General features: G+C 51.2%; 7 protein-coding genes and 3 pseudogenes. 4 read left to right on the forward strand and 6 right to left on the reverse strand.

Annotated elements, in window-relative coordinates; genetic code table 11:
• Positions 1-17: 17 nt before the first annotated feature.
• Positions 18-1,538, reverse strand: coding sequence for a CYTH domain-containing protein (locus KHX94_RS05390; RefSeq protein WP_213682661.1), 1,521 nt, complete (start codon positions 1,536-1,538; stop codon positions 18-20).
• 206 nt (positions 1,539-1,744) lie between these two features.
• On the opposite strand from KHX94_RS05390, the pseudogene KHX94_RS05395 reads away from it, so the two are divergent.
• From KHX94_RS05395 to putA, 4 genes and pseudogenes are all read left to right on the forward strand, one after another.
• A pseudogene (locus tag KHX94_RS05395) lies at positions 1,745-2,422 on the forward strand (TIGR00153 family protein).
• Between the two features lie 28 nt (positions 2,423-2,450).
• Positions 2,451-3,719, forward strand: coding sequence for an inorganic phosphate transporter (locus tag KHX94_RS05400; protein WP_213682662.1), 1,269 nt, complete (start codon positions 2,451-2,453; stop codon positions 3,717-3,719).
• A 123-nt stretch (positions 3,720-3,842) separates the two neighbouring features.
• Entirely contained in the window at positions 3,843-4,421 is a 579-nt protein-coding gene (locus KHX94_RS05405) for a TIGR04211 family SH3 domain-containing protein (RefSeq protein ID WP_244859336.1), read from the forward strand.
• 256 nt (positions 4,422-4,677) lie between these two features.
• Positions 4,678-7,852, forward strand: a pseudogene (putA, locus tag KHX94_RS05410) (bifunctional proline dehydrogenase/L-glutamate gamma-semialdehyde dehydrogenase PutA).
• Positions 7,853-7,929: 77 nt separating this feature from the next.
• On the opposite strand, the gene KHX94_RS05415 reads toward putA, so the two are convergent.
• The 5 genes and pseudogenes from KHX94_RS05415 to cydD all read right to left on the reverse strand — a co-directional run bounded on the left by KHX94_RS05415 (position 7,930) and on the right by cydD (position 13,634).
• On the reverse strand, positions 7,930-9,177 hold the full coding sequence (locus KHX94_RS05415) for a dicarboxylate/amino acid:cation symporter (protein ID WP_213682663.1): 1,248 nt from the start codon (positions 9,175-9,177) through the stop codon (positions 7,930-7,932).
• Positions 9,178-9,395: 218 nt separating this feature from the next.
• A complete protein-coding gene (locus tag KHX94_RS05420; RefSeq protein ID WP_213682664.1) occupies positions 9,396-9,713 on the reverse strand; it encodes a hypothetical protein in 318 nt (105 codons plus the stop codon).
• On the reverse strand, positions 9,710-9,898 hold the full coding sequence (locus tag KHX94_RS05425; RefSeq protein ID WP_213682665.1) for a NifB/NifX family molybdenum-iron cluster-binding protein: 189 nt from the start codon (positions 9,896-9,898) through the stop codon (positions 9,710-9,712). Before KHX94_RS05425 ends, KHX94_RS05420 begins: the two co-directional genes overlap by 4 nt.
• A 213-nt stretch (positions 9,899-10,111) precedes the next feature.
• Positions 10,112-11,839, reverse strand: a complete 1,728-nt coding sequence (cydC, locus tag KHX94_RS05430; RefSeq protein ID WP_213682666.1) for a heme ABC transporter ATP-binding protein/permease CydC — start codon at positions 11,837-11,839, stop codon at positions 10,112-10,114.
• Positions 11,836-13,634: pseudogene (gene cydD / locus KHX94_RS05435) on the reverse strand (heme ABC transporter permease/ATP-binding protein CydD). The gene cydC and the pseudogene cydD overlap by 4 nt, the downstream one beginning before the upstream one ends.
• Between the last annotated feature and the right edge of the window lie 39 nt (positions 13,635-13,673).

The raw sequence follows: 13,673 nt of genomic DNA on the forward strand, positions 1-13,673 counted from the left end.
GATGACTTAGCGCTGCACTACATCACATCGCCATGCCAATAAGGCACTTGCTGCAAGACCGTCAGTTGCAAATGGGCAATCATGGCAGCCAAACTTTGCTGTTCATCCGCTAACACAGCGGCAGCCACTGGTACCAATTGTGCTGCACTAGCATAAGCATTGAACAGCACTATGCCATCGCTAAGTTGCGTGCATAACGCAAGATATTGCTCACGCGCCGCATCGGGGTACAAACGACCGAATGCCAATCCAAGTAAAAGCGTGTCCTCAAGCCCATCCGCTAACGCGCGATAATCAGCTATCGCCGCGCCATTACCCGCTATGCGGCACTGTACCTGTTGCCAGGCGTTTTCCTGCAGTTGGTACGCGACCGCTGCTAAATCATCTGTGCCAGCCAGTGAAACTTCATTGCGCTGCAAGCCCAATAACAGGCGTACCAGCGCCAATTGCAGCTCGCCATAACGACAATCTTGCCACAATACTTGTAGCTGTCCGACAACATCCAATTGCTGTAGCGCCACCTGTGCCGAGGCGTTAATCTCTGCCGCATGTGGCAATGTACCCAGTGGTGCCGATTCTGCGCACAGGCACGCCAGATAGCGGCCTTGATTGATAAAGGCTAGCTGCTGCGCTAACCAGGCAAATCCCTTGCGAGTGACCTCGTCATGTAATGCAAATTGTGTCAGTAACAGATGCAACAACTGGATACAAGCGCGTAAACGCTGCCACAATGCCACTTGTTGACCACTATCAAGTACATGTTGCTGCAGCATATCTTCCAGCAACTGCCACCGCTCCAGCGCCGTTTCCAGCATAGCGCTCAGGCTAGCCTTAAGTTCTCGCCCCGCGGGCAGCTCAATATACTGCAGTGTATCGAGTGTCGACGGAGCGCGCTTATGTGCCAAGCGGTAGCCACGTTGTGCTTTACTGGCTTTTCCCAAGCGCACCGGGATCTGTTGCGCTACCTTCTGTGCCAAAGGCAACAGATCAACCGCCGAACCAGAAATCAGTTCAAATTCCAATTCACACAAAGGTTCTCGGTTTTCGCCTGCGGCGATAACCCCTTGATCTAAGGCCACCTCAATGAGACTACCGGCTTCCTGTATCAGCCAGCGACAACGCTGAAAATCCGTACTGAACAAGCAGTGCAATTGCTGTTGCAACGCAGAGATATCCTGCGTCTGCGGCCAAATCTCTGCTGGAAACAACGCCAGCTCCGGCGTGGTGCCATTAATATCGATATTATATTCTGGTCGGGTATGTAGGCCGCCAACCACTTTTCCGGCAGTCTTGATGGTCTGTTCGTATTTGCCATCACAGCCACGCACCCGCAGCCCCATATCTAACTGCCGCAGTGCCAACCCCGGCGTATCAAAATAGCGGTTAGTCAACTGGCGGCAACCTTGGTTGTCGCTGCTAGGAAGTTGATTAAGAAAGGTAATTAGAGGTTGTAAATGCTGTGGTTGGATGAACAGTTTAAGTTCAATTTCTGTATGATTTCCGTCATGTTCCATTGGAAAAATGGCCTGTTTTGTCATGAAAAATTCATCTATGCGTCATCATGAAGTCGCAATGTCATATTGCTGTCATAAAACTGTCTTAGTATTTTTCGCCGGGTGATATATAGCCCATTTGTATAAAAGCTGTCATATTTTCAGTGAAAACACAGTTTCAATACGCGGACGCTTAAGGTACCATTTCGCCCGCGTTTCCAATAGTGGAATGAGCTAATAGGTAAACGGCTATGCCAGTAAACTCTATTTTAGGCGTGTTTGCAAAATCGCCGATCAAGCCGCTGCAAGAGCACATTGACAAGGTTTTTGATTGTGCTTCGCTGCTGGTCCCTTTTTTGAAGCAACGTTCGCAAAGGATTGGGACAGTGCAGTTGCCATCCGGAAAAAATTAGTCAGGAAGAGAAAGACGCTGACAATCTGAAACGTGAAATACGTCTCACCCTCCCCGGCGGTTTGTTTATGCCAGTTGAACGAACTGATCTGCTGGAACTATTAACCCAACAGGACAAAATCGCTAACAAAGCTAAAGATATTTCAGGCCGGATCATAGGCCGTGAACTACTGGTGCCTGAAGTCATTCAAACCCCTTCCTCGCTTATCTGCAACGTTGTCTTGATGCAGTAGCGTTGGCAAAGGAAGCCATTAACGAACTGGACGATCTGCTGGAAGCGGGATTCCGTGGCCGAGAAGTGGATCTGGTAGCCAAGATGATCAGTGAACTCGATGTGTTGGAAGAAGACACTGACGAGTTGCAGATCCAGGTGCGTCGACAGTTATTCGCCATTGAGTTGGAGTTAAGTCCCATCGACGTCATGTTCCTCTACAAAATTATTGAGTGGGTGGGAGACCTGGCAGATCTTGCCGAGCGTGTGGGTTCCCGCCTCGAGCTGATGCTGGCTCGCGTCTAATAATAAAAGGTATACAAGGTTATACAGCATGGTTGATGTATTAATCACTAGCGGCCCCTGGCTTATAGGTACCGCGGCCGTTTTCGGCTTTCTGATGGCTTGGGGCATCGGAGCCAACGATGTTGCAAATGCAATGGGCACTTCGGTAGGGGCAAATGCCGTTACCATCAAACAGGCAATTGTGATTGCCATGATTTTCGAATTTGCCGGCGCCTATCTGGCTGGCGGTGAAGTGACCAGTACCATACGCAACGGGATTATTGACCCATCTTATTTTACTGAAGTCCCCGAATTGCTGGTCTATGGCATGATAGCTTCGCTATTGGCCGCGGGGATCTGGCTGGTGGCAGCGTCGGCCCTGGGTTGGCCGGTGTCGACCACCCACTCCATCGTTGGTGCCATTATTGGATTTGCCGCGGTGGGAGTGGGACCAGATGCGGTTTCCTGGAGTCAGGTAACCGGTATCGTAGGTTCCTGGATTGTCACCCCCGCCATCTCAGGCTTTATCGCCTTCTGCATTTTCCAAAGCGTTCAAAAACTGATTTTCAATACGGATAACCCACTGGCTAATGCCAAACGTTTTGTGCCTTTTTATATGGCCTTTGCGGGTTTTGTGATGTCCTTGGTCACCATTACCAAGGGACTGAAACATGTGGGTTTGAAAGTATCGACTGGCGAGGCTTATATGCTGGCGATACTGATTGCGGTGCTTATAGGTATCGCTGGTAAAATTGCCATCACCCGTTTAAAACTCTCCAGTACACCGAGCAAACAGACCAACTTTAATAACGTTGAAAAGGTGTTTGCGATTCTGATGCTGATGACCGCTTGCTGTATGGCATTTGCTCACGGGTCTAACGATGTGGCGAATGCCATTGGCCCGTTGGCTGCGGTAGTATCCGTGGTCAATAGTGGTGGTATTATCAGTGCCAAATCACCGTTAATCTGGTGGATCCTGCCTTTGGGTGGCATAGGTATCGTGCTGGGGTTGGCAATATTCGGTAAACGGGTAATGCAAACTATAGGGAAAAATATCACACATTTGACCCCTAGCCGCGGTTTTGCCGCCGAGCTGGCCGCCGCGAGTACTGTAGTGATTGCGTCTGGTACAGGGTTGCCAATCTCCACCACACAAACACTGGTTGGCGCAGTGCTTGGCGTTGGTATGGCTCGTGGTATTGCTGCCATCAATATTGGGGTTGTACGCAATATTGTGGTGTCTTGGGTGGTGACCTTACCAGCGGGGGCGGGATTATCTATCCTGTTCTTCTTTACCATCAAAGGTATTTTTAACTGATTTATTCCGTGCAACCTACGGTAAATCAGCAAGATAAGAGGGAAGTCAACTGACTTCCCTCTTGCATTGGCAAGCACAAATCCATAGCATGTTGACAATATTTTGCGACAGAGAAGATTCACCGTGCTGAGAGTGCTGATGCTAACCGGAGCCCTGCTCCTTTCCCCTTCACTGCTGGCAGAAGGCCAGACCCGCTATGTCTCTGATAATATTTATATTTATATTCATGGTGGTCCAGGCAGTCAGTACCGCATTATCGGTAGTATCGAGGCCGGAGAGAAAATCACACTGATGCCGGAAACCGAAGGTGAGTTTTCCAAAATTGTCGATCACAAAGGCCGTGAAGGCTGGATACGTACCGACAAGTTGCAGCAACAAGTATCGATGCGATATCGCATGGCTGATATGGAAACACAGCTCGCAGCCGCACAATCCAAGCTCCAGTCGGTGTCTAACCAAAGCAGTAACGTCTCAGAGCAACTCGATGATCTGCAGAGCAAGCTGAGTAAAACGGAAGCTGAGCTACAGAAAGCCAGCGCCGCAAGAGACGCAGCGCTCGCCCAGGTAGAGAACATGCAAGACAATGCCCGCTTCCATATGTGGCAGCAAGGCGGATTAATCGCTGCTGGCGGGCTGATCCTCGGGGTGATCCTGGTTTATCTGCCACGGCCACAGCGTCGCCGTCGTGACCGCTGGATGTAAAGCGTACAAATTTTCTGACAGACCGCCGCATTCAAACGGCGGTCTTTTTATTTGTGCACTAATAGCAAGTGATAAACAACATTTTCAAACAATTGTCACATTTCATTTCCAGACAGTGCCACGGCTCACACTTTGCTTGTATAATCGGCGCGCGCAAGCGCCTTCTTAATGGTATACAACAACGATAAGCGCCCCTTGCGTCTGAGATGTTCCGCAGCCCTTAACTGCCTAACCGGCTTGGATGGAAGCGATAATTATGTTTAAAGCGAGTGAAGTACTGGCTGGCTATTATGATAATGCCAATCTCGATGATCTTTTTTCCGCTATCAGTGAAAACTACATTGTTGACGAAGCAGAATATCTGTCTGATCTGCTGAAACTTATTCCTGCTGATGATGCCACTATCGAACGCATCACCCAGCGCGCACATGCCCTGGTTACCAAGGTTCGGCAATACGATAAAAAAGGCATGATGGTCGGCATCGATGCTTTTTTACAGCAATACAGTCTGGAAACGCAGGAAGGTATCATCCTGATGTGTCTGGCAGAAGCCTTGCTGCGCATTCCCGACAGTGACACTGCCGACGCCTTGATTGAAGACAAACTCTCCGGTGCCAAGTGGGATCAGCATCTGTCAAAGAGCGATTCAGTGCTGGTGAATGCCTCGACCTGGGGATTAATGCTGACCGGCAAAATCATTAAACTGGATCGTAATATTGATGGCACGCCCAGTCACTTACTGAAACGACTGGTGAACCGTCTCGGCGAACCGGTGATCCGCCAAGCTATGTATGCCGCGATGAAGATCATGGGCAAACAGTTTGTGCTGGGGCGCACCGTCAAAGAAGCGCTGAAAAACAGCGAAGCCAAAAGAAAACTCGGCTACACCCACTCCTACGACATGCTGGGCGAAGCGGCGCTTACCCTGCAAGACGCACACAAATACTACGCAGATTATTCCCACGCAATCAGTGAATTAGGCGCGCAACAGTATGATGAAAACGATGCACCCCGCCCCACCATTTCTATCAAGCTGTCGGCACTGCATCCTCGCTATGAAGTGGCGAACAAAGCGCGAGTGATGAGCGAGTTGTACGCCACTGTCATCAAACTGATAGAACAAGCGCGGGCTCTGAATGTGGGGATCTCCATTGATGCCGAAGAAGTGGATCGATTGGAGTTGTCACTGCAACTGTTCCAGCAGTTATATCAATCAGAGGCCGCCAAAGGTTGGGGACTGTTAGGTCTGGTAGTACAGGCCTATTCCAAGCGCACCTTGCCGGTACTGTTGTGGATCACCAAGCTGGCAAAGACCCAAGGCGATATCATTCCCGTGCGCCTAGTAAAAGGGGCTTATTGGGATAGCGAGCTAAAATGGGCACAACAGGCCGGTGAGCGCGGTTATCCGCTGTATACCCGTAAAGTGAATACCGATCTTTCTTACTTAGCCTGCGCTCGTTATCTGTTGTCAGAGCGCACCGAAGGCGCCATCTACCCACAGTTTGCCACACACAATGCTCAAACTGTGGCCGCAATCAGCGATATGGCCGGTGAGCGGCAGTTTGAGTTCCAGCGACTGCACGGCATGGGGCAGGAACTGTACGATACGCTGCTGGCTGAAAACCGCCAGCGGCCGGTACGCATCTATGCACCTATCGGCGCCCATAAAGATCTGTTGCCTTATCTAGTACGTCGCTTGCTGGAAAACGGCGCTAACTCCTCTTTCGTGCATAAGCTGGTAGATCCTAAAACGCCTATCGAATCGCTAGTAACACATCCGCTGGTAACCGCCCGCAATTACGCCTCGTTAGCTAATAATAATATCGCGCTGCCTGCTGACATATACGGTAATGAGCGCAAGAACTCCCAAGGTCTGAATATGAATATCATTTCTGAAGCTGAGCCGTTCTTCAAAGCACTCGAACCTTTCCAGCAGCAACAATGGCATGGGGCCGCTAGTGGGCGGAGAAACCCTGGGCGGCAACCCGCAGCCAGTCGTTAGCCCCTATAACACCCAAGAGCAAGTGGGCACAGTAGTATGGGCCGATGCCGCCAGCGTTAAACAAGCTATCACAAATGCGGTATCGGCTTTTCCACAATGGTGTCGCACGCCAGTCGAAACCCGTGCAGCCACCTTGCAAAAACTGGCAGACTTGCTGGAAGAAAACCGTGAAGAACTGATTGCCTTATGTACCCGCGAAGCCGGCAAGAGCTTACAAGATGGTATTGATGAAGTGCGCGAAGCCGTAGATTTTTGCCGTTATTACGCACTTCAAGCCAAAAAACTGATGGCAAAACCTGAGCTATTGCCTGGGCCGACTGGCGAATTGAATGAACTGTTCCTGCAAGGTCGCGGCGTCTTTGTCTGCATCAGTCCGTGGAACTTCCCATTAGCCATTTTCTTAGGGCAGATTGCGGCCGCGCTGGCAGCTGGCAATAGCGTAGTGGCAAAGCCTGCGGAACAGACCTCGATTATTGGCTATCGCGCGGTACAACTGGCGCACCAGGCCGGCATTCCAGTAAACGTACTGCAACTGCTGCCAGGCAAAGGTGCCGATGTTGGCGCGGCTTTGACCGCTGATGCACGCATTGGCGGTGTTTGCTTCACGGGTTCCACTGCCACCGCCAAGGCGATTAACCGGACACTGGCTGCACGCGATGGTGCCATCATTCCGCTAATCGCCGAAACTGGTGGTCAGAATGCCATGGTAGTGGATTCGACCTCACAGCCCGAACAAGTCGTAAATGATGTTGTAGCATCCGCTTTCACCAGTGCCGGTCAGCGCTGTTCGGCGCTGCGAGTGCTTTATGTGCAAGAAGACATTGCCGAACGCGTTATCGAGATCCTCAAAGGGGCAATGGATGAACTGACCCTCGGCCATCCTGGGGAACTAAAAACCGATATTGGGCCAGTGATTGATGCAACGGCTAAAGCCAACCTCAATGCTCACATTGAACACCTCAAACAGGTCGGCAAACTGCTCAAACAAGCCGCCTTACCCACAGCTTTTGAGCACGGCCATTTTGTTGCCCCAACCGCAGTAGAAATCAACTCAATCAAGGTGCTAGAGCAAGAAAACTTCGGCCCAATTCTGCATGTGATCCGTTATAAAGCCAGTGAGCTCCAGCAAGTGATCGACGATATCAACAGCACTGGATTTGGGCTGACATTAGGGATCCATAGTCGCAACGAAGGCCAAGCACTGGAGATCGCAGATAAGGTCAATGTCGGGAACGTCTATATCAACCGTAACCAGATTGGCGCGGTGGTTGGCGTGCAGCCATTTGGCGGTCAAGGGCTGTCAGGGACTGGACCTAAAGCCGGTGGCCCACACTATCTGCCACGTTTTATGACCGAGAAAACCCGTACCAACAACATTACCGCCATTGGTGGTAATGCCACCTTATTGTCGTTGGGTGATGCGCTGTAAATCAAAGTAACAAACTGAATGGGGCTACCTTGTGGTAGCCCCTTTTTTAACTTTGTCCCGTCCGGAAATACGATGGTTCAGTCGGCATCTTCGATGAGGACTGGTTTAGCTTTCTCTGGTGCGTACTTATCCATAATCACAGCACACGCCGCATCCCCGGTGATATTCAGTGCAGTACGGGTCATATCAAAAATTCGATCCAACGCGAACAACAATGGCAAACCATCAATGGGGATCCCCGCTGACAGCAATACCGCCACCACGAGGAACGTTGGCCCAGGAACGCCCGCCTGTCCAACAGCCCCTAAAGTGGATGTAAGAATGATGGCGGCGTAAGCGGTCATATCTAACGGTACGTGGTACATCTGCGCAAAGAAAATCGCCACCAGACCATAATAAATCGCGTTACCACTCATGTTAATGGTAGCTCCCAGCGGTAGCACAAATGCTGTAGTGGCATTACTGACTTTTAAATCCTGCTCACAGGTCTGCATGTTGACCGGCAGTGTCGCCATTGAAGAAGCCGTGGATAACGCCATCACCTGTGGTTTCTTCATCACCATAATGAATTTCAACGCAGAGACTGGCGACATCAGTTGCACCAACGCTGGGAAAAACAGGAAGGTATAAATCACAATCCCCAGCATGTACACCCAAAACAGATTCAGCACCACTTTCATGGCATCAAAGCCGAAACTCCCCACCGCGTCGGCCATCAAGCCGAACACCCCCAGCGGAGCAATCAGCATCACTTTAGTGATCATCCACACCAAGGCTTCCAGTACCGCATTCAGTGCTGATTGCACCTGCTTTGGCCCATTGCCTTTTACCTTGGTTAAGGCGACGCCAAAGAAGATACTAAACACTAGGATCTGTAGGATATTGCCGCCGGTTAGCGATTCAAACACATTGGTAGGGATCATCCCAAGCAATGTATCCACCGCACCAGGTAGCGCCCCCTGTTCGGCAGTCACCGGCTCAAACGCTTTAGCATGGGCAGTTATATCCGTGCCCAATCCAGGCTCAAACAGATGCCCAAGCACCAAGGCTAACGCCACCGCCAATGCCGAGGTGGCCAGGAAAAAGATAAAAGTCCCTAGGCCGATTTTACCCGCAGACGGCGTGTTACCTAGGCTAGAGGAACCCGCAATGATGGCAACCAGCACTAACGGGATCACCAGCATTTTAATCAGGTGAATAAATAGGGTTCCTAGCGGTGCAAATACCGATGCGCTGTTGCCCATGGCCCAGCCCACGACAGCACCGAGGATCATGGCAATCACTACCTGCACACCAATGTTGCCAAGCCAATGTTTGCTTTTCATTATTGTTATCTTCCTTTTCAGACTTCCGGCCATGCCGGTATGGCAAACTGTAAAAAACAGGTTAAGTTACCACAGAAAGATCGGCAAATGGATAAAAAGGCCGGGGCGAAAGAGGAAAATCACATTTCCGCCACCAGCAACAGAGAAGTACTGACAAGAACAAACAACAAGGAACAACTGACCGAGAATAGCTCCCGCTTCAAGAAATGAATGGTGAACTATTTTTGCAGACGAAAGCCGCTAAAATGCACATCGTCATTGCAACTATGCTGTGGCTGACACAAAGTGCTTTGTGCCGTAGTTGTGGCATGATGATGACAACCGCCACTCCCACTACAACCACAACTTTCACCACAACCACCTTTACTTTGGTGTTGTAACGACGGCCTAGCCGTACTGGTGTCCAACAGCCGTAAATGCGTGTTGCGAGCATCATCCAGCAATTGCTGTAAGCTGCCGTTACGTTGCCGAGGACGACAGACACTGATCCCGGCATCCAGCAATTTACCCAACATGCGCTCACCAATCTGATTCACCAGTACAATCTGAGCCCCTGCTGTTGTATCAGATTAAGCATGGCACTTTTAGCAGCACAATTGCCCCCTAGTGCTGGATTATCAACCAGTTGCAGCAACTGCCCCTCTGCACTGAAAAATGCCAGTTGCTGCGCTTTAGTAAAATGCCCAGACAAATGTCCGCGACTCATAGGGATCACAATCATCGTTTTCTACTCCACTTGCTGCGCCGTCTATGCCAACAGCGCTAAATTAATAGCATATGCCAATAACTTTATTATTGGAGATAGTGCTAGATGCTTCTGTGATCGATTCGCGATTTTTAGGTAACAAGCCATATGACAGTCAACAGTGATAAGGCATAAAAAAGGATGTCAGCGACATCCTTTGGTAAATAGGTTAGTCATCAAGCTAGCGCGTCAATCGCGCAATTGCTGGTATAACCTTGCATAGGCCGGAGTATGACTAAGCAACTGCCCATGAGAACCACTGGCGACAATCTGCCCATCTTCCAGTAGATGAATGGCGTCCATCTGGGCCATCCCGGTCAAGCGGTGGCTAATCATCAGTAAGGTTTTACCCTGGGCATGTGCCAGCAATAACCGTAAGATCTCCTGCTCAGTACGCCGATCCAACCCTTCAGTTGGCTCATCCAGCAACAACAAGGGTGCATCCCGCAGCAATGCCCGGGCCACACCAATACGCCGCTGTTCACCACCGGATAACTGCCGGCCACCTTCGCCAATCCAGGCGTTCAAGCCTTGATCCTCTAGTAGATTTGCCAAGCCTACCTGTTGCAGTACCTGCGACAAGCGCTCGTCACTGACTTTTTCCGGCAGTGCTAGTTGTAAATTATCGCGCAAGGTGGCGCTGAGCAGTGCCACCCGTTGACTGACAACTGTCATTGACGCACGCAGGCTCTGTTCGTCGTAACTTTCCAGCGTTTTACCCGCCAGTTGGATTGTGCCGTGCTGCGACTGCCATTGGCGGGTGATTAACGACAGCAAGGTGGATTTGCCACACCCCGTTTTGCCCAGCAACGCCACTTTGCTGCCAGCGGCAATCTTTAATGACAGCTGTTGCAACACCGGCTGTGATGCTTGCGGGTAACTGAAACTTAAGTCGCTGATCAATAACTCACCATTGGCAGCCTTGCCAAGGCTAACGGCGGGGAAACTGATGTCGGGTGTCTGCTCGGTAATATCTGCCACTCGCCGGGCAGCCAGCATAGTAGCAGACAGCTGTTGAAAGGCTCCGGCCAATGGCATCATCAGCTCAAAACTAGACAGCACACAAAAGACCATTAACGCCAACAAGGGGCCTGGTGGCACCGCCGAGCCGACACCACTGGCGGCATACCACAACATCAGCAATACCAAACAACCGTGGAACAGGATCAACAGCCCCTGACTCAAACCGCTGATAGTGGCCATGCGCTGCTGGCTATTTAGCCAATGCTGTTCCACTTGCGCCAACGTTTTCCGAGCATCAGCCGCCGCCGCAAAGAGTGTCAATTCCGCTTGTCCTGACAACCATTCCAGCAAGCGTACCCGGTAGTGTTGCCGCTGTTCGATAAGCTGTCGCCCCGGCATTTTCCCCAACTGATAAAACAGCGATGGCAAGACAATGGCCGCCAGCAACAAGCCACCACACAGCAACAACGCCAAATGCACATCAAACCAGCCGACAAATGCAAACAGCAGCAACAGCATTAACGCGTAACTGGCGAGCGGCGTCAGCAATCGCAGATACAGATGATCCAACGTATCAATATCCGCCACCAAGCGGTTCAACAGATCGCCACGACGCATACCACTCAGGTTGCGTTCGCTCAACGGCAATAGCGACTTCCAGGCCCAGCAGCGCAGTTCGGTAAGAATGCGGAAAGTTGCTTCATGGGTCAGCACTCGATCGCCATAACGGCTCGCGGTACGCATAATGGAAAACATGCGTACGCCTCCGGCCGGCGTAAAGTAATTCATGCCCACGCCTGCCAGCCCGGCTACCGCTGTAGCCGACAGAAACCAACCCGAAAGGGATAGCAAACCGATACCCGCGATCAGCGTTAATAGACTCAGCAGCAGTCCTAACGTCATCATCAGCCATTGGCGCCGGAACAGTTGCAAAAAGGGTAATAACAGTTTCATGCCCGTACACCTCCCGCCGCATCAACATCATCCAACGACAGCGCTAACGGCAGTTGCGCCAGCATGTTTGCCAGCAAGCCAGGCTGCTGAGCCAACTCGGAAAAACTTCCTTGCTGCACCAGTTGCCCATGATCCAACACTAAGATCCGATCCATACGATCCAGTTGATCCAAACGATGTGTCACCATCAGACATGTGTGTTGCTGCATGGACTGCCACAACGCGGCTAATACCCATTGTTCATTTTGGCTATCGAGACTAGCACTGGGTTCATCGAGCAAATACAGCTCAGCGTTACGCGCCAAAGCCCGTGCTAACGCGATGCGTTGTGCCTGCCCCACCGACAGACCGCCGCTGAATTCCTGCACCCTATGCGCTAGGCCATCGGGCTGCGCTCGCACAAAATCTGCAATTTTGGCTTGCTCCAACAGTGCCCAAATCGCCGCATCATCCAGCCCAGGCTGACCCAAGCGCACATTGTCAGCAATCGAGCCATGGAACAACTGAGGATTTTGTCCCAGCCAAGCCAACTGTTGTCGCCAACTGGCGGGGGCCAACTGTTGCAGTTCAACACCGTTAACTTTGAGGCTGCCCTGATAAGGTAAAAAGCCTAATAATGCATTGAGCAAACTGCTTTTCCCTGCGCCACTAGGGCCAACCAATGCCAGTTTCTCTCCCGCCCGCATGGAAAAACTCAGCGGCCCCACCAATAGCTGCCCATCCATGCTAAACACTTGCAGATCCTGCGCGTCGATGCTGACAAGGTTGCCCGGTAGCTCTTCATGCCCCTGACTCAAGGGTTCCGGAGTCTCCAGCAGTGCCATTAACGATTCTGCCGCGCCTATCGCTTGGGCTTTGGCATGATAGTGAGTACCAAGATCGCGCAGCGGTTGATAAAATTCCGGCGCCATAATCAGTATGAACATGCCGGTAAATAAACTGATGGTCACACCGTAATGACCAAAATTCAACTCACCCAAATAGGAGAAACCAAAGTACACCGCCACCACCGCAATGGAGACTGCCGCAAAAATTCCAGCACAGCCGAGCTGAGAAACGCCAAGCGCAACACCGCCATGGTGCGCTCCCGGAAATCTTCCGATGCTTTGGCAATGGCTTTTTCTTCCGCCGCCGCGCGATAAAACAACTTGAGCGTTGCCAGTGCCTTTAAGCGATCCATAAAATGCCCACTCAACTGCTGCAATGCACTGAAATTTTTGCGGTTAGCGTCAGCAGCGCCCATGCCAACCAAGATCATAAATAGCGGGATCAATGGCGCGGTAGTCAACAGGATCAATCCTGCTGCCCAGTTCAATGGGAAAGTACAGCAAAGAATGAGCAGCGGAATAAATCCAGCGAGTGCCATTTGTGGCAGATAGCGCCCGTAAAAATCCTGTAAATCCTCAATCTGCTCCAGCACTATGCTGGCCCAAGCACCGGCGGGCTTGCCATTGACCCAAGCGGGACCCAAACGACCGAGTTTATCCAACACCGCAGCCCGCAAAGTGCTACGCAATCGCCGCCCGGCAGCAAAGCCTACACGTTCTCGCCCCCAGGCCAGCATGCCACGCAACAAGATCAGTACCGCAAAGCCAATAAAGTGTGGAATAAACTGCTGCCGTGGCAGGTTATCGATGATGAGCCCCTGCAGCATGGTTGCCAATAACCAGGCTTGAACCACCAACGCCATACCATTAGCAACGCCGAGAGTCATGGAAAGTTTCAGATAGGGACCACAGGCCCCTTTTTGCAGCCTTAGCCATCCGGCCAGTTGTTTTTCCAGGGATTTATCCATGAATATCCAAACTAATTACAGCAAAAGACAGGGAATATC

Source organism: Shewanella dokdonensis (genome assembly GCF_018394335.1).
In the GTDB taxonomy this organism is placed as follows: Bacteria; Pseudomonadota; Gammaproteobacteria; order Enterobacterales; family Shewanellaceae; genus Shewanella; species Shewanella dokdonensis.

What these genes read in the sequence shown, in the direction of transcription:
- KHX94_RS05390 (WP_213682661.1), bottom strand. Translation starts at nt 1,538, where the DNA reads ATGACAAAACAGGCCATTTTTCCAATGGAACATGACGGAAATCATACA.
- KHX94_RS05400 (WP_213682662.1), top strand. Translation starts at nt 2,451, where the DNA reads ATGGTTGATGTATTAATCACTAGCGGCCCCTGGCTTATAGGTACCGCG.
- KHX94_RS05415 (WP_213682663.1), bottom strand. Translation starts at nt 9,177, where the DNA reads ATGAAAAGCAAACATTGGCTTGGCAACATTGGTGTGCAGGTAGTGATT.
- KHX94_RS05425 (WP_213682665.1), bottom strand. Translation starts at nt 9,898, where the DNA reads ATGATTGTGATCCCTATGAGTCGCGGACATTTGTCTGGGCATTTTACT.
- cydC (WP_213682666.1), bottom strand. Translation starts at nt 11,839, where the DNA reads ATGAAACTGTTATTACCCTTTTTGCAACTGTTCCGGCGCCAATGGCTG.